Annotated in this window: 17 protein-coding genes; 12 read left to right on the top strand and 5 right to left on the bottom strand. The window is 67.2% G+C overall.

Annotated elements, in window-relative coordinates; genetic code table 11:
* Nucleotides 1-38: 38 nt before the first annotated feature.
* From ppdK to IP69_RS16850, 5 genes are all read left to right on the top strand, one after another.
* Nucleotides 39-2,723, top strand: a complete 2,685-nt coding sequence (ppdK, locus tag IP69_RS16870) for a pyruvate, phosphate dikinase (protein ID WP_054143993.1) — start codon at nucleotides 39-41, stop codon at nucleotides 2,721-2,723.
* A 272-nt stretch (nucleotides 2,724-2,995) separates the two neighbouring features.
* Complete coding sequence (locus IP69_RS16865) at nucleotides 2,996-3,205, top strand: cold-shock protein (protein ID WP_054143992.1); 210 nt, start codon at nucleotides 2,996-2,998, stop codon at nucleotides 3,203-3,205.
* A gap of 193 nt (nucleotides 3,206-3,398) precedes the next feature.
* Nucleotides 3,399-4,838: a DEAD/DEAH box helicase gene (locus tag IP69_RS16860; RefSeq protein ID WP_054143991.1), complete on the top strand. Its 1,440-nt coding sequence runs from the start codon at nucleotides 3,399-3,401 to the stop codon at nucleotides 4,836-4,838.
* 85 nt (nucleotides 4,839-4,923) lie between these two features.
* A complete protein-coding gene (gene infA, locus IP69_RS16855; protein ID WP_054143990.1) occupies nucleotides 4,924-5,196 on the top strand; it encodes a translation initiation factor IF-1 in 273 nt (90 codons plus the stop codon).
* Between the two features lie 7 nt (nucleotides 5,197-5,203).
* Entirely contained in the window at nucleotides 5,204-5,473 is a 270-nt protein-coding gene (locus IP69_RS16850) for a hypothetical protein (protein WP_054143989.1), read from the top strand.
* A 281-nt stretch (nucleotides 5,474-5,754) separates the two neighbouring features.
* Here IP69_RS16850 and IP69_RS16845 read toward each other — a convergent pair whose 3' ends face one another.
* Both IP69_RS16845 and IP69_RS16840 read right to left on the bottom strand, forming a co-directional pair.
* The gene (locus tag IP69_RS16845) at nucleotides 5,755-6,378 is read right to left on the bottom strand and encodes a hypothetical protein (protein ID WP_054143988.1); all 624 of its coding nucleotides are present in this window, start codon (nucleotides 6,376-6,378) and stop codon (nucleotides 5,755-5,757) included.
* A gap of 233 nt (nucleotides 6,379-6,611) precedes the next feature.
* Entirely contained in the window at nucleotides 6,612-6,947 is a 336-nt protein-coding gene (locus IP69_RS16840) for a hypothetical protein (protein WP_156323510.1), read from the bottom strand.
* 450 nt (nucleotides 6,948-7,397) lie between these two features.
* On the opposite strand from IP69_RS16840, the gene IP69_RS16835 reads away from it, so the two are divergent.
* Nucleotides 7,398-8,699: an ATP-binding protein gene (locus IP69_RS16835; RefSeq protein WP_054143986.1), complete on the top strand. Its 1,302-nt coding sequence runs from the start codon at nucleotides 7,398-7,400 to the stop codon at nucleotides 8,697-8,699.
* 47 nt (nucleotides 8,700-8,746) lie between these two features.
* Here the strand turns inward: IP69_RS16835 and IP69_RS16830 are convergent, their stop codons facing one another.
* Nucleotides 8,747-10,027 (bottom strand): cell wall hydrolase, encoded by a 1,281-nt coding sequence (locus IP69_RS16830; RefSeq protein ID WP_054143985.1) that lies wholly within the window; start codon nucleotides 10,025-10,027, stop codon nucleotides 8,747-8,749.
* 399 nt (nucleotides 10,028-10,426) lie between these two features.
* On the opposite strand from IP69_RS16830, the gene IP69_RS16820 reads away from it, so the two are divergent.
* Both IP69_RS16820 and IP69_RS16815 read left to right on the top strand, forming a co-directional pair.
* Nucleotides 10,427-11,671 (top strand): MFS transporter, encoded by a 1,245-nt coding sequence (locus IP69_RS16820; RefSeq protein WP_054143983.1) that lies wholly within the window; start codon nucleotides 10,427-10,429, stop codon nucleotides 11,669-11,671.
* Between the two features lie 82 nt (nucleotides 11,672-11,753).
* Nucleotides 11,754-12,740, top strand: a complete 987-nt coding sequence (locus IP69_RS16815) for an MDR family oxidoreductase (RefSeq protein ID WP_054143982.1) — start codon at nucleotides 11,754-11,756, stop codon at nucleotides 12,738-12,740.
* Between the two features lie 3 nt (nucleotides 12,741-12,743).
* Here the strand turns inward: IP69_RS16815 and IP69_RS16810 are convergent, their stop codons facing one another.
* A complete protein-coding gene (locus IP69_RS16810; RefSeq protein WP_054143981.1) occupies nucleotides 12,744-13,652 on the bottom strand; it encodes a LysR family transcriptional regulator in 909 nt (302 codons plus the stop codon).
* A 236-nt stretch (nucleotides 13,653-13,888) separates the two neighbouring features.
* Nucleotides 13,889-14,890: an L-threonylcarbamoyladenylate synthase gene (locus tag IP69_RS16800; RefSeq protein ID WP_054143979.1), complete on the bottom strand. Its 1,002-nt coding sequence runs from the start codon at nucleotides 14,888-14,890 to the stop codon at nucleotides 13,889-13,891.
* Between the two features lie 210 nt (nucleotides 14,891-15,100).
* Between IP69_RS16800 and IP69_RS16795 the strand changes: the two genes are divergently transcribed.
* From IP69_RS16795 to IP69_RS16780, 4 genes are all read left to right on the top strand, one after another.
* Nucleotides 15,101-16,876, top strand: coding sequence for an acyl-CoA dehydrogenase (locus IP69_RS16795; RefSeq protein ID WP_054143978.1), 1,776 nt, complete (start codon nucleotides 15,101-15,103; stop codon nucleotides 16,874-16,876).
* Complete coding sequence (locus tag IP69_RS16790) at nucleotides 16,873-17,724, top strand: SDR family NAD(P)-dependent oxidoreductase (RefSeq protein ID WP_054143977.1); 852 nt, start codon at nucleotides 16,873-16,875, stop codon at nucleotides 17,722-17,724. Before IP69_RS16795 ends, IP69_RS16790 begins: the two co-directional genes overlap by 4 nt.
* An 80-nt stretch (nucleotides 17,725-17,804) precedes the next feature.
* A complete protein-coding gene (locus IP69_RS16785) occupies nucleotides 17,805-18,794 on the top strand; it encodes a magnesium transporter CorA family protein (RefSeq protein WP_054143976.1) in 990 nt (329 codons plus the stop codon).
* 41 nt (nucleotides 18,795-18,835) lie between these two features.
* Nucleotides 18,836-20,614: an SLC13 family permease gene (locus tag IP69_RS16780; protein ID WP_054143975.1), complete on the top strand. Its 1,779-nt coding sequence runs from the start codon at nucleotides 18,836-18,838 to the stop codon at nucleotides 20,612-20,614.
* Nucleotides 20,615-20,665 lie beyond the last annotated feature (51 nt).

Here is a 20,665-nt window from a genome sequence, read left to right as displayed (position 1 = left end):
GGCGTTGTTGGCCTGGGCTCAAGCAAGAGGCGGATCTGATGGCTGGCGGGAAATGGGTTTACACCTTCGGCGACGGCAAGGCCGAGGGTGAGGCAGGCATGAAGAACCTGCTCGGCGGCAAGGGCGCCAACCTCGCCGAGATGAGCAATCTGGGCCTACCCGTGCCGCCCGGCTTCACCATCACCACCGAGGTCTGCACCGCGTATTACGATAACGGCAAGCAGTTCCCGCCGGAGCTCGAGGCGCAGGCCCAGGCCGCGCTCGCCGAGATGGGGCGGCTGACAGGCAAGACCTTCGGCGACCCCGCCAACCCGCTGCTGGTTTCCGTGCGCTCGGGCGCCCGCGCCTCGATGCCTGGCATGATGGACACCGTGCTCAATCTCGGCCTGAACGACGTCACCGTCGAGGCCGTGGCCAAGGCCTCGGGCGACGCCCGTTTCGCCTGGGACAGCTATCGCCGCTTCATCACGATGTATTCCAACGTCGTGCTCGACGTCGATCACGGCCATTTCGAGGAGGCGCTCGAGGACTACAAGGAGCGCAAGGGCTACCATCTCGACACCGACCTGCGGGCCGAGGACTGGCAGGTGCTCGTCGGCAAATACAAGGACATCGTCAAGAAGGCGCTTGGCAGCGAGTTCCCGCAGGAGCCGCAGGCGCAGCTCTGGGGCGCGGTCGGGGCCGTGTTTTCCTCCTGGATGAACGCGCGCGCGATCAAGTATCGCGAGCTCAACAGCATCCCGGCCGCCTGGGGCACCGCCGTCAATGTCCAGTCAATGGTGTTCGGCAATATGGGCGACACCTCGGCCACCGGCGTCGCCTTCACCCGTAACCCCTCGACCGGCGAGAACGCGCTCTATGGCGAGTTCCTGGTCAATGCCCAGGGCGAGGACGTCGTCGCCGGCATCCGCACGCCGCAGGACATCACCGAGATCGCCCGCAAGGAGGCCGGCTCCGACAAGCCCTCGATGGAGCGGGTGATGCCGGAGGCTTATGCCGAGCTCGTCCGCATCTACGGCATCCTCGAAAAGCACTACCGCGACATGCAGGACATGGAGTTCACCATCCAGGAGGGCAAACTCTGGATGCTGCAGACCCGGTCGGGCAAGCGCACGGCCAAGGCCGCGCTGCGGATCGCGGTCGAACTGGCCCAAGAAGGCCTGATCTCACAGGAGGAGGCGGTCGGCCGCGTCGAACCGGGTGCGCTCGATCAGCTCCTGCATCCGATGATCGACCCGAAGGCCGAGCGCCGCATCCTGACCACCGGCCTGCCGGCCTCGCCCGGCGCTGCCGCCGGCGAGATCGTCTTCAACTCGAACGATGCGGAAGCGGCGAAGAAGGCTGGCCGCAAGGTCATCCTCGTGCGCGTCGAGACATCGCCCGAGGACATTCACGGCATGCATGCGGCCGAAGGCATCCTGACCACGCGCGGCGGCATGACTTCGCATGCGGCCGTCGTGGCGCGCGGCATGGGCAAGCCCTGCGTCTCGGGCGCCGGCCAGATCCGCGTCGATTACGCCAAGGGTACGATGACGGTGGGCGCGACCGTGCTCAAGGCGGGCGATGTTCTGACCATCGATGGCGGCACCGGCCAGGTCCTGCTCGGCGAGGTCAAGATGCAGAAGCCGGAGCTCTCCGGCGAGTTCGCGACGCTGATGGGCTGGGCCGACGCCGTCCGCCGCCTCAAGGTCCGCGCCAATGCCGAGACCCCCGAGGACGCGCGCACAGCGCGCGAATTCGGCGCCGAGGGCATCGGGCTCTGCCGCACCGAGCATATGTTCTTCGAGGCGGATCGCATCCAGTCGGTGCGCGAGATGATCCTCGCCGCCGACGACAAGGGCCGCCGCGCCGCGCTCGCCAAGCTCCTGCCGATGCAGCGGCAGGATTTCGTCCAGCTCTTCACCATCATGAGCGGACTGCCTGTCACCATCCGCCTGCTCGATCCGCCGCTGCATGAATTCCTGCCGCATGGCGACGCCGAGATCGCGGCGGTCGCGCAGGCGCTCGGCGTCACGCCCGAGGCGCTGAAGCATCGCGCCGCCGAACTGCATGAGTTCAACCCGATGCTCGGCTTCCGTGGCGTGCGGTTGGCCATCGCCTATCCCGAGATCGCCGAGATGCAGGCTCGCGCCATCTTCGAGGCGGCGGTCATCGCCGCGAAGGAGACCGGCAAGGCCGTGATCCCCGAGGTGATGGTGCCGCTCGTCATGGGCGTGGCCGAACTCGACCTCGTCAAGGCGCGCATCGACGCCATGGCGAAGGAGGTCATCGCCGAGAGCAAGGTCGAGCTGACCTATCAGGTCGGCACGATGATCGAATTGCCGCGCGCGGCGCTGCGGGCCGAGGAGATCGCCAAGAGCGCCGAGTTCTTCTCTTTCGGCACCAACGACCTGACCCAGACCACGCTCGGCATCAGCAGGGACGATGCCGCCTCCTTCCTCGGCGCCTATACGAGCAAGGGAATTCTGGCGGCGGACCCGTTCGTCACCATCGACCAGGAGGGCGTCGGCGAACTGGTGAAGATTGCCGCCGAGCGCGGCCGCAAGGCCCGTCCCGACATCAAGCTCGGCATCTGCGGCGAGCATGGCGGCGATCCGGCCTCGATCGGCTTCTGCGAGAGCATCGGGCTGGACTACGTCTCCTGCTCGCCCTTCCGCGTCCCGATCGCAAGGCTGGCGGCGGCGCAGGCGGCGCTCGGCGCAGTGCGGGCGAAGGAAGGCTGACCGACCGGGGTCGACCTCCGTCTCATCCGCCCATGGTTGGGTTTCAGCGAGCGCTTCATTGCCCGTCGCTGGACCCGCGTTGCGTTTTGTGCTAGCTCCACCCATGTAAGACGAGATGCGGCCGGGTTCTGGCCATCCTCCGCGCGGGTTCTCCCGGTCGGCGGGCACGATTCAGATCCACCACACATCGACTACAAGACCACGGCAGGCGTCCGCGCGCCGCGCCGTGTCTTCCCCACATACGCGGATCTGAAACGTAAGGACTACCTTCCATGGATAAGGGCACCGTCAAGTGGTTCAACGCCACCAAGGGCTACGGCTTCATCACCCCTGAGAACGGCGGACAGGACATCTTCGTCCACATCTCTGCCGTCGAGCGGGCCGGCCTGCGCGAACTGGTCGAAGGCCAGGTCGTGTCCTACGAGCTGATCGCCGATCGCAAGACCGGCAAGTCCTCGGCCGGCAACCTCGCCATCGCCTGAGACGACCACGACCGGGCAGGCGCCTCGCGCGCCCGCCCGGCATTCGACCAGACCATCATCAAGACACCTCCCGGCGCTGTGGCTTAGCGGTTCGCCGGCAGGACAGATCCAATATTCAAGGCCGGACGCAATCCGGCGGCACAGCCGATACCCACATGTGCCCCTTGCGTCACGGCGTCCGGAAAGACCTGTTTTGACTCAATTCACCGACCTCGGCCTGGCCGAGCAGCTTCTCAAGGCGCTCGCCTCCGAAGGTTACACCACGCCCACGCCGATCCAGGCCCAGGCGATCCCGCACATCCTCCAGGGCCGCGACCTGCTCGGCGCAGCTCAGACCGGCACCGGCAAGACCGCCGCCTTCTCCCTGCCGCTGATCCACCGGCTGCTCAGCCAGCCGCGCCGCATGGAGACGCGCCAGGTGCGCGCGCTGATCCTCTCGCCGACGCGTGAGCTTGCCGCCCAGATCGAGACCTCGATCCGCGCCTATGCCCAGTTCACCACGGTGAAGTCGGCCGTCGTCTTCGGCGGCGTGCCCGTCGGCAAGCAGATCCGCGCGCTCGGCCAGCATGTCGACATCCTCGTCGCCACGCCCGGCCGCCTGCTCGATCTCGTCGACCAGCGCGCCGTGTCGCTGCGCGAGATCGAATATCTCGTCCTCGACGAGGCCGACCAGATGCTCGATCTCGGCTTCGTCCATGCGCTGCGCCGGATCGCCACGCTGATCCCCAAGAAGCGCCAGACGCTGCTGTTCTCGGCGACGATGCCCAAGCCGATCCGCGAGATCGCCGGCGCCTACCTGACCGATCCCGTCGAGGTTTCGGTCGCGCCTGTCGCAACCACCGCCGAGAAGATCGACCAGCGCGTGATCTTCACGCAGCCCGGCGAGAAGCCGGCGCTGCTGGCCAAGACCCTGAGCACGCCCGACATGGAGCGCGCCATCGTCTTCACCCGCACCAAGCATGGCGCCGACAAGGTCGTCCGCCAGCTTGAGATCTCCGGCATCAAATCGGCCGCGATCCATGGCAACAAGAGCCAGGGCCAGCGCGAGCGGGCGCTGGGCGCCTTCCGTGACGGTGAACTTCGCATTCTCGTCGCCACCGATATCGCCGCCCGCGGCATCGATGTCGACGGCATCAGCCATGTCGTGCAGTTCGACCTGCCCAACGTCGCCGAGACTTACGTCCACCGCATCGGCCGCACCGCGCGCGCCGGCGCTTCGGGCATGGCGATCGCGTTTTGCACGCCGGAAGAGCGTGGCGATCTCGCCGCCATCGAGAAGCTGACCCGCGTCGCGATCACCCCCATGGGCGATGTGCCGTATTGGGATGGCCGCACGCCGAAGAAGCCGCCCCAGAACCAGGGTCGCGGCGGACGCGGCCAGCAGGGCGGCGGCGGTCGCGACCAGGGCCGCCCGCAGGGCGAGCGGTCCGGCCGGGCTCCGGCCGCGGCCAAGCCTGCCGGCGGCGGCAGCCCGCGTGCGGAATCCTCCCGCAACGATCGGCCGCAGCGCAGCGAAGCGCCGACCCCGCGAAAAGACGCCGCTCCCGCCAAGGAAGGGCTTGGCGGCGTCGCCTTCTTGCAGCAAAGAACACAGCAACCACGCACCAACGGCGCCCGGCGGCGCGCGAACTGACGCGCGAGCGAGCTGACAACGGGCAGGGTCGATCCTTGAGGATCGGCCCGTCCCCAGCGCCAACGGGCACACGAAGGACGACAGAATGGCTAAAGAAGAACTGCTCGAATTTGACGGCACGGTGGTCGAAGTGCTGCCGGACGGCAATTATCGGGTGAAGCTCGACAACGACCACATCATCCTGGCCTATGCGGCCGGCAAGATGAAGAAGAACCGTATCCGTACCATCGCCGGCGACCGAGTCGTCGTCGAGATGTCGCCTTACGATCTCGATCGCGGCCGCATCAACTTCCGCCAGAAGACCGCCGGCCCCGCCCCGGGCGGCCCGCCGCGCAACCAGAACTTCCGTCGGCGCTGACGCCGCCATGCGGTTGTCCCGCGTCGAACTGGTTTTCGTCGCGTTTGGCGCCGCGCTCGGCGCGATCGTCGCCGGGGTTTTCAAGGCCGGCTGGATCGCGCCCTCGGCAACGTTCCCGCCGTTCATCCTCGTGCTGCTCGCACTTGGCCTCTCCGAGATCGCGGCCGGCTTCGCGCTCGGTTGCCCGCCCGGCAGCCTGGTCCGCATGCCGGCCCGGATGCTCGCCTTCCTCATCGGCGTCGGCGTTCTGGCGCTGCTGATGGGCGGGCTGGCCTAGGCCGCGTCGCTTCCTTTGCGGCTTCGAGATCAGCCACCCTTCTTCGAAGACCAACACCGTCATCCTGGACAAGCCGCGCAGCGGCGCAGCTCCGGGATCCATCATAGGGCGCAGTCGTGCCTTACGATGGATCCCGGGACTTCGCTCCGCGAAGCCCAGGATGACGGTGTTTGTTCCCGGTCAGGACAGCATAACGCTTTGGAAAACCGCATAAAAAAACCCCGGCGCGAGCCGGGGTTTGAGTGGTCTTTTCCGTAGTTCGTAGGGTCTCAAGTCAAAACTTAGTAGCCGGCCCTCTGCCAGTGCTGCGAGCCATGGCTCACCAGCACCTTGCGATGGCGGGTTTCATAGACCGCCGGAATGGTGTCGCGCAGAACCTGCGTCGGCTGGACCATCACCTTGCGCTGCCGCTGCGTATGGACGGCGGGGATCGTCTGGTATTCGGTGCGGGCGGGCGACACCTCGACGGTGCGCTGGCGATAGCCGTATTGCGGCTTGTCATAGACCCAGCAGCCGGTGGTGCGGCCATGGGCGTCGATCGAAACCTCCCAGCGCTTGCCGCCGGGCGAGATCAGAACCTTCTCCGAAACGCTGGTATACTGCGCCGGGATGTGATGCGGGATCTGCCGTGCCGGCTGGATCACCACGTCTTCCGTCACGTACTCATACCGTGCCGGCACGATGCGGTGCTGCGTCCGCGCCGGCCGCACCAGCTGCGTCTCGGCGATGGTGTCATAGACCGGCGGGGTCTGGACCAGATTATAGCAGGCCGAGCCCTTGCAGGGCGCCGGGCGGCAGGACGAACCGAGGCAGCCGCCGGCCTGCGCCGCGCCTGAACCCAACAACAGCGCCGCCGAGAAGGCCGACGCCGTGAAAGCCGAAACCGTGAGAACCTTCTGCGTCATGAAAGACACCGCGTCCCGTCTATCCCGCGTGCCGCAACGGCGCCGCTCGTTGATCGGAGAAAGCCGCGAAACTGTGATGAACGCAAGGTAAACGCCAAAACAAGGTAAAATTAACCACGCCCGTTCGGCGGTCTGCGTTCATGCAGTTTGACGCCGCGTAAAGCGCTAGGCTCGCATTTGAGCGGGTTTTCGCCGGCAATCGGGTGGCGGAGGGCGCGCAGGCCCCGCCGGCCTCAAGGCCGCGCGAAGGCGATGATCAGGTAAAGCGCGGTCCAGACCGTGGCATAGGCCCCCAGCCACAGCCCGCGCTCGCTGCGCGTTCCACCCAGGCGACCCGTGCCCTCGACCCGCAGGAACATGGTCGCGAGATAGAGCCCCAGCAGCGGCCAGAAGCCAAACAGCAGCATCACCGCATTGATCGAGAAGGACAGAACCGTATGCTCGCCGCCCCAGAGCGAAAACAGCGGCATCGCCGAGAGAAACGGCCAGACCACCAGTACGGGCAGGAACAGCGCCCAGGCCAGAATGCGTGTGATGTCGGTCTTGAGCGTGGAAGTCGCGTCAGGCATCGTCTGTCCCATCCATTGCGTCAGCCCAAGCTTAGGCGGGCGCGAAACCAAAGACCATCAGCCGCACCGCGACATAATGGCTGTTGGCTGGTGGTCGTTGCTGAGAGGCTTTGGCCCTGTGGCGTGGAGATGGGAAAAGCGGTCACATGTGTTGGCTCCGTCCACGAGGCCCCTTCGTCATTCCGGGCGAGCGCAGCGAAGACCCGGAATCCATCATCGGGCACGACAGCGCCCTATGATGGATCCCGGGGCAAGCCCGGGATGACGGGGTGGTTCCGGGCGTTCTTTACTTTGCGGGGGAGGCCGCTTCATCCTCTCGCTGAACGACGTGCCCGAGATGCGCGAGCTGTTCGCCTGGGCTTCGATCGACACGGCCGAGTTGAGCGATCATGCTGGCGGCGCGGGCCGCATCAAGCGGGTGCGGGAAGTCATCGTCGGATAGAGGCAACAATGTTGAACTTCTCGGCGATCCCGCTGAACGAACTCACCTGGGCCGACGTGCTTGCGCTGGTAGGGCAACCGGAAGCCGTCGACCTTGAATTTAAGAGCGACCTCCGCGTCAAAGGAGGCGGGCCGCATCCCTGGCACCAAGGCGGTGACCTCGATCGGACAGCGCGTGACGCCTTGGCCGCAGAGGTCGTAGCGTTCGCGAATGCTTGGGGCGGTACTCTTGTCCTTGGGGCGGACGAAGATCGGTCGACGCCCCGGCTCTGCAACGACGTTCGCACTTTCCCTCGCGTGAAAATGCTGACGGAGAAGATCGAATCCTCGCTGCGATCAATAATTGATCCTCCTCTTGCCAACCTTTCCTGCAAGGCAGTTCTTGCTCCCGACGAAAGCGATGTGGGCATTGTAGTAATCCGGGTCACGCGATCGGTGCTGGCACCGCACGGATACGGAGAGCCGGCAGCCGGCTTCGTTCGGCGAGGAACGACAACCGCGCCGATGACGATGGGCGACCTGCAGAACGCCTTTTGGGACGCCCGCACTCGCTCTGAGCGCATTGCGAAGCGCAGAGAGGCCGCCGAGGAGTTCCTCCAAGAGCGGGTAATCAAGTATGCGATGTTCCGTTCGATTCCCCGGGAAGGGGGGATTTTCGCCAGGTACGCCGCATATCCTCACGAGCCCTTGGCGCTAGCCGATCTCGACGCGTTAGAGCTCTGGACGAAGCTGTTGCGCCCCGAGGAGAACCGTCTCTTCAGTAAGCAATGTTCAGCTCCCTTTGGGGGCGGGCTCGTAGACTGGAGGCCCGAGCCGATTGCGCACGGCATCCGCAATTTCCAGGAGAACAGCAGGAGCGGCTCGCTTTGGAAGATTGGCGAAGATGGCTCCATCGAGGTCTGGGGCTATTGCCGGGCCCAGACGCTGGCAGCGCATGCAAGTCCGCTCATGCATCCTTCGTGGATGGTCACAGCTATGGGTCAGATCGTTGCGATGGTCGAATACCTACGCCGTCGAGCGGGAAAGCCAGGGATTCCATTCGAGCTCGATTGCTCTTTCGTCGGAGAGCACTGTGTTTCCCATGCTCGCTCCAGCATGTTTGAGACCGCCGGCCGATCACTAGAACCCGGCGATAAGATCGAGGTGGGCCCGTTCATACTTTCGCGAGCGGATTCCGCTGGGGCTGTCTTCAATGCTCTAGAGCGCGAAATCTGGCGGGGAATGGGGATCGCTCGAGTTGAGTCGCTCGGCTTTCAGCCAGAAGCGGCGCTGAGCGTCCTGGAAGGCGTCATGTCGAGAAGCAACGCTTAACGCGATCTGCTGCCATTTGGAAGTTCGCGCTACAGTTCGCGCTAAACTCACGTCTGCCCAGGCCGCAGTTTGTAAAAGACGTGCTGGCCGATCGTGTCCATCTTCTTGAGCTTCTTGGCCCAGTAAGGCCGCACATATTGCGCGTGGTAATGCGTCGAGGCGCCGACATCGGGGAGATAGGTTGTGCCTTCATAGACCTCGCGGGCGATGCGCACCGCGTCGCGCCAGGGGGCGGGTTCGGTGATGCGCAGGGATTTGCCCTCGCAGGTGAAGGTGAACTGGCAGGCGAGGTGGCGGTGGCTGTTCTGGTAGACCACGCCGCAGACGCTGTCGGGATAAAGCGTGCTCTTGACCCGGTTGAGCACGACCTGCGCCACCGCGGCGCGGCCGAGATCGGGTTCCGAGCGCGCCTCGAAATACACAGCCTCTGCCAGGCAGCGCTGCTGGCGCGCCATGTCGGCTGAGGCGATCAGCCCGGTATAGATCTCGCGGGCGCCGCTGTCGGCATTGGGGCCGCGTCGGGTCACTGAGGGCGCGCGCACGCTGAGGCCCGGCGCGTCGGGCGCGATGGGTGCGATCAGCGCCGGCACCAGCGTCGTGACGCTGTAGGAGACCCGGGGCGTCGAGGAGGTCTGCGCATGGGCGGAAGCGACGCCGGGCGTTGCGCCGTCGATCGTGCGCGGCACATTGCCGAAGGGGTTGGCGAGGTTGCCGCCCGGCGTCAGCGCGTCGGGGGAGGCGTCCGAAAGTGCCGGGTCGGTCAGGCCCTGCTCGTCGGAATGCGGCTCGAAGCCGACCGGCGGCCCGATGATGCCCTCCGCCTCGCGCATCGCCTCGAGCGAGAACCCGCCCGAGATCAGCCCCGGCTGGGTGTCGCCGAAGACGACCTGTTCAAGCTCGCGCGGGGCCTTCGCCGAGAGGCTCGGGCGCAGCCGCGGCAGCGCGTCGCCCTTGGCGCTGCGGTCGACCTGCGGGAAGCCGCTGATGCCGCGCTTCATCTCCTCGCGCGGCTGGCGCGGATCGATCGCGACACGTCGCTCGGGGTCCTCATGGGACAGATGCGCCTGGCGGATCGCCGATGACAGCGACAGGCCGGGCAAACGGAAGGCGCTGGCCGCGATCAGCAGCGAGGGGCCTTCCTCGAGATCGGAATCGGGGGCGGGCGGTGCGCGAAACAGCGAGGTCGTCGGCAGGCCGTCGCGGCTGAAATCCTGCCCGGCCGAGGCGGTGAAGGACACCAGCATGCCCGCCGAGAGCGCCCAGGGCGCAACCGTCGTCAGGGCCCATTTCAGCCCGGCCGACCCGATGCGTCTCGTACGCTTGCGCAAACGCAAATGACTCAAAACGCTCACCCGTCTCGACACGAGGATTGGCGACCGCGCGCAACCGCTCGCCTTCGCCTCGTTTCGTTATCACCCCGGTAGGGTTGAGCGCGGGTTAACGCGGGAGCGCCTGGTGGTGTTTCCACCTCAGCCCTCATCCTGAGGAGGCCCGCAGGGCCGTCTCGAAGGATGCTTCAGGAGGTTCCGGGAGACTACTGGACCATCCTTCGAGACGCGCCCGCGGCGCTCCTCAGGATGAGGGCTGGCGTGTTCGTCCTGTTCCTCGTCCCGCCCCTCCCATGCAAGCGCGTGATGCGCGAGGCCACGAATTCGCGTTGTCGGGCCAGCGACATCGGCAGTAACGTGCAGCCACACAGCCGCTGCCGATCCCCGGAGATTTCGTCCATGAGTGTCGCCTCGAAGGCCGCCCCGGGGCGCAGCCATGCGCCGGAGATCATCGTCGCGGCCGGCTGCCTGATCGCGCTGATCACCTTCGGTCCGCGCGCCAGCGCCGGCCTGTTCCAGATCCCGATGACCGTGGAGTTCGGCTGGGGGCGCGACACCTTCGGCCTGGCGCTGGCGATCCAGAACCTGCTCTGGGGGCTGGGCGCACCCTTTGCGGGCGCGATCGCCGACCGGTTCGGCATCGTCAAGGTGTTCTGCGTCGGCGCGCTGCTCTATGCGGCGGGGCTCGTCGTGATGGCGCTCGCCACGACGCCGCTGCAACTGCATTTCGGCGCCGGCGTGCTGATCGGCTTTGGCCTCTCGGCCTGTTCCTTCAACCTCGTGCTCGCCGCCTTCGGCAAGCTCCTGCCGGAATCCTGGCGGCCGATGGCCTTTGGCGCGGGCACGGCGGCGGGTTCCTTCGGACAGTTTCTCTATCCCCCGATCGGCAACATCCTGATCGAGCAGATCGGCTGGAACCAGGCGCTGATGGTGTTTGCGCTGACGCTTCTGCCGATCCTGCCGATCTCGATCTTCCTGTCGACACGCAAGCTCGGCGGCGCGGTCCAGGCCTCGGCCGCCAACCTGCCCAATCAGTCGATCGCGCAGGCGCTGGCGGAGGCCTTCCGGCACAGGAGCTATGTCCTCTTGGTGCTGGGCTTCTTCACCTGCGGCTTCCAGCTCGCCTTCATCACCGTGCACATGCCGGCCTATCTCAAGGATATGGGCCTAGCCGCCTGGGTCGGCGGTTGGACGCTCGCCGTGATCGGGCTGGCCAACGCAGTCGGCTCGCTCTCCTCCGGCTGGCTCTCGACGCGCATGCCCAAGCGCCATCTGCTGGCCTGGATCTATCTTGGCCGCTCGGTGGCCATTGCCGTCTTCATCCTGCTGCCGCCGAGTCCGGCGACCGCGATCGCGTTTGGCGTCGTCATCGGGCTGTTCTGGCTCTCGACCGTGCCGCCGACCTCCTCGCTGGTCATGCTGATGTTCGGCACGAAATACATGGCGATGCTCTATGGCTTCGCCTTCTTCTCGCATCAGGTCGGCGGGTTCCTCGGGGTCTGGCTCGGCGGCCTGCTTTACGAGGCCTTCGGCTCCTACATCGTCGTCTGGTGGCTCTCGGTCGCGCTCGGCATTGCGTCGGCGCTGATCAACCTGCCGATCGTCGAAAAGCCGGTCGAGCGTATGGTGCCGCAGCCGGCGTGACGAAAGGCGGACGCCGCGCGGGCTTGCCGCGTGGCGTGCGCTGCGTATCTGCTGCCGGAACGGCACACCGGAGGATAAGCCCATGTCCAGCTTCAAGGCCCTCGTCGCGACCAAGGGCGAGACTGGCCCCGACCTCGCCTTCACCGACTTCGCCGAGAGCGAGCTGATGGCGGGCGACGTCACGGTGCGCGTCACGCATTCGACCGTGAACTATAAGGACGGGCTGGCCCTGACCGGCCGGGCGCCCGTCATCCGGCGCTGGCCGATGATCCCCGGCATCGATTTCGCCGGCCGCGTCGAGATATCCGAACACGCGGATTTCAAGCCGGGCGACCTCGTCATCCTCAATGGCTGGGGCACGGGCGAGACGCATCTGGGCGCCTATGCCCAGATGAGCCGGGTGAAGGGCGACTGGCTGGTGCCGCTGCCTGAAGGCCTCAACCCCGACGAGGCGATGGCGATCGGCACCGCCGGCTACACCGCGATGCTCTGCGTGCTGGCGCTGGAGAATCACGGGCTGAAACCGGCCGACGGCCCGCTCATTGTCACCGGGGCTGCCGGCGGCGTCGGCTCGGTGGCGGTCGCGCTGCTGGCCAAGGCCGGCTGGCACGTCATCGCCTCGACCGGCCGCCCCGAGGAGGGGGAGTATCTCAAGGGCCTCGGCGCGGCCGAGATCATCGACCGTGCGGAATTGTCGGCGCCGGGCCGCCCGCTGGGCAAGGAGCGCTGGATCGCCGGCGTCGACGCGGTGGGCTCGCACACCCTCGCCAATCTGCTCTCGATGACGAAATATGGCGGCGCCGTCGCCGCCTGCGGTCTCGCCCAGGGCATGGACCTGCCGGCCTCGGTCGCGCCTTTCATCCTGCGCGGCGTTTCCCTGCTCGGCATCGATTCGGTGATGTGCCCCAAGCCGCGCCGCCTCGAGGCCTGGGCCAGGCTCGCCAGCGACCTCGACCGCGAGCGCCTTGCACTGATGACGACCACGATCCCGCTGACGGATGTCATCGAGACGGGCCGGGCGATCGTGGATGGGAAGGTGCGCGGGCGGGTCGTGGTGGAGATCGGCTAGCGCTTATTCGACCGCCCCCTCGATCAGCCCCCGCCTCTTCGCCAGCTCCCCGCCGACGAAATCCATGAAGGCGCGCACGCGGGGCGCGTTGCGGATGTCGGGATGGGTCAGGATCCACAGCCCCGTCGAAAAATCCGGATCGGGCGGCAGAAGCCGGACGAGGCCCGGCCGCTGGTCGGCGATGAAGCAGGGCAGGGGGCCGATGCCGAGCCCCTGCTCGACCGCCTCGGCGAGGCCCAGCACGGCGGAGCTTTTCAGGGCGATGCGCTCGGGCGCGACCTTGTCGCGGACGAAGCGCGCAGCCTTGACATGGCCGAGCTGGTCGCCGAGCGCCACCCAGTCGCGCGCGAACAGGCTGGCGGGGTCGCCGGCAGCCGTCAGCGCCGCAGCCTCGCCGGCATTGCCGTAGATCGCCCAGTTCAGCGTCGCCAGCCGCCGGCCGACCAGCGTCTCGCCCGGCGCATCGCTGGCGCGGATGGCGATGTCGGCATCGCGCTTCGACAGGTTCAGCGCCTGGTTGCCGATGACAATGTCGAGTCGGATCGCCGGCTGCAGGGCCCGGAATTCCGCGAAGATCGGCAGCAGCAGATTGAGATAGAGCGTGTCGGTGGTGGTGATGCGCAATTCGCCGGAGGGGGCAACATCGCGCCCGACGAGCCGGCGGCTGAAGGCGGCGACATCCTCCTCGACGCGGCCGGCCAGCACGGCCATCTCGACGCCGGCGGCGGTCGCGACATAGCCGGTCTTGCGGCGCTCGAAGAGCTGCAACCCGACCTGCTCCTCGATCTGGCCGAGGCGCCGGAAGACGGTCGAATGGTTGACGCCGAGCGCGGTGGCCGCGCCCGTCAGCCCGTCATGGTCGGCAATGGCCTTGACCAGCCGAAAATCGTCCCAGGCGAGATTGAGGTTCATGGTGCTACCCGCATGCAGTTCTGCACAGGCAAGCGGAAATCTTGCGGGAGTGCAAGGACGCGTAGAGAAAGCTGCGGGCATCCTGGCGCTCTTCACAGCCCTCATCCTGAGGAGCGCTCCGCAGGAGCGCGTCTCGAAGGATGCTCCAGGTGGCGAGATCCAGCACTGGAGCATCCTTCGAGACGCCGCTGCGCGGCTCCTCAGGATGAGGGCTGATCATGTAGCCGGTGTCTCGCTCACCGCGGCGCGGCCGCCCGCCGCAGCCGGTCGTTGATCGCCTCGCCGAGCCCATGCGTGGGGATCGGCGCGATCGCGATCACCGCTGGGCGCAGCGTATCGAGCGCACGCAGATGGCCGAAGAGGTTGGCGGCCGCCACCGTGAGATCGCCTCCGGGGCTGAGGTTGAGATGGGGCCCCGTGGGCGGTCCGTCCGAGCCGTCGGGCCCGAAACCGAGCCAGGCCTCGCCGGGCCGCGGCTCCTGCGCCTCCAGCCGGATCCGCGCCGCGGGCGCATAATGCGAGGCGAGCAGCCCCGGCGAAATCGGCGCCATGCCGGCCTCGCCCGCCAGCACGAGCGGTCGTCCGATTACGCCCTCGATCGCTGCGCGCGGCACGCCGCCCGGCCGCAGCAGCCTTGGCGCGCCATCGAGACAGGCGATGATTGTCGATTCGACGCCGACTTCCGTCGGCCCGCCATCGAGCACCGCGTCGATCCGCCCGTCGAGATCTTCAAGCACATGCGCGGCGCTGGTGGCGCTGACGCGGCCGGAGCGATTGGCGGAGGGCGCCGCGATCGGCCGCCCCGCCGCTTGCAGGACCGCATGGGCGATTGGGTGCGAGGGGACCCGCAGCGCAACCGAGGCCAGACCGGCGCGCGCCAACTCGCTGACCTCGCACGCCGAAGAGACCGGCACGACCAGCGTCAGCGGCCCCGGCCAGAAGGCCTTGGCGAGCGCGAGGGCATTGGCGTCGAACAGCCCTTGCCTCCGCGCGGCGGCAAGATCCGGTAAGTGCGCGATCAGCGGGTTGAAGCTCGGCCGCTCCTTCGCGCCATAGATGCCGGCCACAGCCGCGCCCGAGGTAGCGTCGGCGGCAAGGCCATAGACCGTCTCGGTCGGCAGCGCAACGAGCTTGCCCTGGCGCAGCAGTTCGGCGGCCCGCGCGATGCCCTGCGCATCCGGGGCGAGCCGTTCGGTGATGTGGCGGTCTGCCCAGGGCTGCGTCACTGTGAGATCCATCGCCCGTATCCAGCCGATTGACCGAAAACGGTTTACATCTAAACTATTCTCGCGCCCCCACCACCGAGCGATGCGGGCGCATGGCATCGGGGATAGTTCCTCGCTACCATCGCGGCAACGTAAAAGCGGAAAAGCGCCTCGCATCGCAGGCGCGACAAGCGGCATGGCCGATTGCGCCCGGAACGGCCGGCATCGAGGGAGACGACACAAATGAGCTATCGCGCCCCCGTTGAGGACATCCTCGCCACCATGCGCCATGTCGCGGGCCTCGACCGGCTGATCGCGGATGGGCTTGCGCCGGAACTCGATGGCGACATGGCGCAGGCCGTGCTCGACGAGGCCGCCAAATTCGCAGGCGACGTGCTGGCCCCACTCAACCGCATCGGCGATGTTCATGGCTCGACGCTGAAGGACGGCGTGGTCACCACGCCGCCGGGCTGGAAGGAGGCCTATGCCGCCTGGGCCAGTGCGGGCTGGAACGCGCTGCCGGCGCCCGAGGAATATGGTGGGCAGGGCCTGCCGGCGCTGCTGCAATCGGCCTGCATCGAGATGTGGAACTCGGCCTCCTTCGCCTTTGCGCTCGGCCCGCTGCTGACGGTCGGCGCCATTGAGGCGCTGCACGCCCATGGTTCCGACCACCTCAAGGAGACCTACCTCCCGAAACTCGTCTCGGGCGAGTGGATGGGCACGATGAATCTGACAGAGCCGCAGGCCGGCTCCGATCTCAACGCGCTTCGGTCAAAGGCCGAGCCGGTGGGTGACGGCACCTACCGCATCACCGGCCAGAAGATCTACATCACCTATGGCGAGCACGACATGACCGAGAACATCGTGCATCTGGTGCTGGCGCGCCTGCCCGATGCGCCGGCCGGCACGCGCGGCATCTCGCTGTTCCTGGTGCCGAAATATCTGGTGAACGCCGACGGCTCGCTCGGTGCCCGCAACGATCTGCGCTGCTCCGGCATCGAGCACAAGCTCGGCATCCACGCCTCGCCGACCTGCTCGATGGCCTATGGCGACCAAGGCGGCGCGATCGGCTGGCTGATCGGCGAGGAGAATCGCGGCCTCGCCTGCATGTTCACGATGATGAACAACGCCCGCCTCAACGTCGCCCTCCAGGGCGTCGCCATTGCCGAGCGGGCCTATCAGCAGGCGCTCGGCTTCGCGAGGGAGCGCAAGCAGGGCGCGGCGTTCGATGCGCCCAAGGGGGCGCCGATGAGCCCGATCCTCGTCCATCCCGACATTCGCCGCATGCTGATGGAGATGCGCGCCAAGACGCAAGCCGCACGCGCCATCGCCTATCAGGTCGCCGAGGCGCTCGACCGCTCCCGTCGCGAGCTGGACGAGGGCAAGCGCAAGGTCGCAGCCGAGCGCACCGCGATCCTCACCCCTATCGCCAAGGCCTATGCCACGGATATCGGCGTCGAAGTCGCCTCGACCGGCATCCAGGTCCATGGCGGCATGGGCTATGTCGAGGAGACCGGCGCGGCCCAGCACCTGCGCGACGCGCGCATCGCCACGATCTATGAGGGCACCAACGGCATCCAGGCGATCGACCTCGTGCTGCGCAAGCTGCCGCTCTCGGGTGGAAAGGCGGTGGCCGACCTGATTGGCGAAATGCGCGGCATCGTGCGCGAGGTCGAGCAGGCCAACACGCCGGGCTTCGGCCACAGCGCTGCGCGGCTCAAGGTAGCCGTTGATGCGCTGGAGCGCGCCACGCAGTGGATGCTGGCGACGATAGGCGGCGATCAGGGCGCCGTGCTGGCCGGGGCCACGCCCTATCTCAAGCTCTTCGCGCTCGCCCAAGGCGGGACCGGGCTGGCCCGCAAGGCGCTGGCGACCCGCGCGGCGGACAACGCAACCGACGATCTCGCCACTGCACGCTTCTTCGCCGAGATCCTGGCGACCGAAGCGCCGGCGCTGGAACTGGCGGTGACCGAAGGGGCCGGCGCGATCGCGGATGCGGCGGCGGTCTTTGCGGCGTGAGCGAGCCCGATCGCGCGCTCGCCGGCCGCATCTGCCTTGTCGCGGGCGCCTCGCGCGGGCTCGGACGCGGCATCGCCCGGGCGCTGGGAGAGGCCGGCGCGACCGTCATCGTCACCGGCCGCTCCAGCGAGGCAGGCCCACGCACCGACCAGCGGCCCGAAACCTTCGAGGACACGGCACGTGAGGTCGAGGCCGCCGGCGGCAAGGGGCATCCCTATCGCTGCGACCACACCCAGGAGCGGGAGGTCGACCAGCTCGTCTCCTGGTGCCTGCGCCGCTTCGGACGTCTGGATGCCGTCGTTGATGCCGTCTGGGGCGGCAATGAGGGCTATGACGGCGAGCGCTATCCTGATGGCTCGGCCTTCGGCGCGCCGTTCTGGCGCAGGCCCGTGGCGCGGCTGGGCCAAAGCTTCGAGACGAGCGTCTACGCGCAGCTTCTGCTGGCGCGGGCGGTCGCGCCCGCCATGGTCCAGGCGCGCCAGGGCCTGATCGTCACGGTGAGCTTCGATACGGCCGGAGGCTATCTCGGCGACGTCGTCTACGATCTCGCGCAAGGCTCAATGAACCGGCTGACGTTGGCGATGGGTCATGAGCTGAAACCCTTCGGCGTCACCGCGCTCGGCCTGTCGCCGGGCCGGGTCGCGACCGAGCGTGTCCGCGATGCCGGGCTGGCGACCGAGGCGTTCGAGACGCCCGCCTATGCCGGCCGCGCGGTGGCGGCGCTACTCGCCGACCCGGACGTCGCGCGCCATGCCGGGCAGGTCCTGCATGTCGCCGATCTGGCACAGAGCTATGGCTTTACCGACAGGGACGGCCGGCGCCCGGAGCGGTTCGTGCCGCAGGGCTGACCGCCGGAATCCGGGTTTGACAGGGGCTGTCGGTTGCGCTTCCTGCGCCGCACGCCGCCCCCCAACCCGGATCGCCCGCCATGCTGATGATCAACACCATCTGCCCCCAGCATGGCGACCGGCTCGTGCGTCGTGTCCTGCCCGATGAGGAGGCTATTCCCAAGGGCGCGATCTGGGTCGATCTGCTCAATCCGACGCCTGCGGAAGACAAGAAGATCGAGACCTATCTCGGCATCTCGATCCCGACGCGGGAGGAAATGCACGATCTCGAACCCTCCGAGATCATCTACACCGAGAATGGCGCGCATTACATGACCGCGCGCATCATCTGCCAGTCCGACACCGAGGTCCCCAAACTCGCCGACGTCACCTTCATCCTCACCGAATCGGCGCTGATCACGGTGCGCTATGACGAACCGGGCGCCTTCACCATCTTCCTCAACCGCGCCAACAAGCCCGGTGGCTGCGGGCTCGAGCCTGCGGCTGTGATCGAGGGGCTGTTTGAATCGATCGTCGATCGCGCCGCCGAGGTGCTGCGCGGCGTCGGCGACCGCATCGATCTGCGCTCGCGCCGCATCTTCGAGGCGCGCGGTTCCAAGGTCGAGCAGGGAGGCGCCTATCAGGCGGTGATCCAGAAGATCGGGCAATACGAGCACATCATCTCGAATGTCCGCGAAAGCATGGTCTCGGTCGAGCGCGTGCTGCTGTTTCTCTCGGCGAACTTCAAGCGTTCGAAGAAATCCGCCAGCGCGGTGGCGCCGGAATGGCGCAGCGCCATCCGCGACGTCCAGGCGATCGAGGAGCACGCGACCTTCCTGACCAGCAAGCTCCAGTTCATGCTCGACGCGACTTTGGGCCTCGTCGGGCTCGAGCAGAACAAGATCATCAAGCTGTTTTCGGTCGTCTCGGTGGTGATGATGCCGCCGACCCTGATCGCCTCGATCTATGGAATGAACTTCAAGGCGATGCCTGAGTTGGAGTGGGCCCACGGCTATCCGATGGCGCTCGCGATGATGGTGGTCTTCGCCGTGCTGCCATACCTGTTCTTCAGGTGGAAGAAGTGGCTCTGACCACGCGAGCCTGAACTCTCGCCCAAACGCGGACCGCCACGATGACCACCCCCCAGCTCCTCTCCGTCTCGCTCGTGGCGGTGATGATGGCCGCCTTTTTGTGGGGCCGGCTGCGCTACGACATCGTCGCGCTGCTGGCGCTGCTGATCGGCGTCGCGGTCGGCATCGTGCCGACTGGCGAAGCCTTCAAGGGCTTCTCCGACGACATCGTCATCATCGTCGGCAGTGCGCTCGTGCTCAGCGCGGCGGTGGCGCGGTCGCGGGTGATCGAGCGCGTGCTGGCGCCGGTGACCCCGATGCTGCGCTCGACGCAATTGCAGATCGTGCTGCTCGTCGTGGTCGTCGGCGTGATGTCGGCCATCATCAAGAATATCGGCGCGCTCGCGATGATGCTGCCGATCGCCTATCAGCTCGCCCGCAAGAACGGGAAATCGCCCTCGATCTTCCTGATGCCGATGGCCTTCGCCTCGCTGCTGGGCGGCATCGTCACACTGGTCGGGACCTCGCCCAACGTCATCGTCTCGCGTGTCCGCGCCGAGCTCGGCGGCCAGCCCTTCTCGATGTTCGATTTCACGCCGGTCGGCATCGTGGTGGCGCTCGCGGGCTGCGCCTTCCTGATGGTCGGTTACCGCCTGCTGCCGCAGGACCGGCGCGGCGCGGTCTCGCTCGACCAGGCGATCGACATCAAGGATTACGTCACAGAAGCCCGGATCGGCGATAAGTCGGCGCTCGCGGGAAAGACCGTGGCCGATCTCAAGGCCATCGGCGACGGCGAATTGCAGCTCGTGGCGATCCTGCGCAACGAGCGTCGCACGCAGGCGCCCCTGCCAGATGCCAGCCTCAAGGCCGGCGACACGCTGCTGCTGCGGGGCGACGCGGCCGTGCTCGAACGCGTCGTCGCCGAGGGCGGCCTCGAACTCGACGGCCAGCACCGCCCTCTGGAGAAAGAAGACGCGCTCGATCCCGACCAGGTCAGCGAGGCGATCATCGGCCCCGATTCGGTGCTGATCGGCCAATCGGCCGGCGACATCGGGCTTCACGCCCGCTTCGGCGTCAACATGATCGCGATCAGCCGGGCTGGCCAACGCTCGACGGAGCGCCTGCGCGACATCCGCCTGCGCGCGGGAGACGTCGTGGTCATCCAGGGCGACGAGAAGCACCTGCCCGAAAAGCTGATGGAACTTGGCCTGCTGCCGCTCGCCGAGCGCGTCGTCTCGCTGGGCTCGACCCGCAAGGCGGTGCTGACGGTCTCGATCGTGCTGGCCGCCGTGGTGACGCTCGCCTTTGGGCTTGCCCCCGTGCCGCTGACCTTCTTCGCCGCCGCCGTGATGCTGATCGCGCTGCGCTGCCTGCCATTGCGGGACGCTTATTCCAGCATCGACGCGCCGATCCTGCTGATGCTGGCGGCGCTGATCCCGGTCAGCGACACGCTGCGCTCGACCGGCGCGACCGACGTCTTCGCCGGCTGGCTGGCGCAGGTCGGCTCGGGGATGCCGGGCTGGGCCTCGGTCGCGCTGATCCTGGCGGCTGCGATGGCGGTGACGCCCTTCCTCAACAACGCCGCGACCGTGCTGGTGATGGCGCCGATCGGCGCGGGCTTTGCCGCAAAGCTCGGCTACAACCCCGATGCCTTCCTGATGGCGGTGGCGATCGGCGCGGCCTGCGACTTCCTCACGCCCATCGGACACCAGTGCAACACGCTGGTGATGGGGCCGGGCGGCTACAAATTCAGCGACTACCCGAAGCTGGGGGCGCCGCTCTCGCTGATCGTGCTGCTCGTGGCGGTGCCGATGATCCTGATCGTTTGGCCCTTGAGTTAGGAGAAGCCGACCGCTGACACTGGTCGCTCTCGCGTCTTGTGCATTGCAGCA

Source organism: Allobosea sp. AAP35 (genome assembly GCF_001295925.1).
Classification (GTDB): Bacteria; Pseudomonadota; Alphaproteobacteria; order Rhizobiales; family Beijerinckiaceae; genus Allobosea.
Note: the sequence above shows the minus strand (reverse complement) of the source record. Positions and strands in the feature narration are given on the sequence as shown.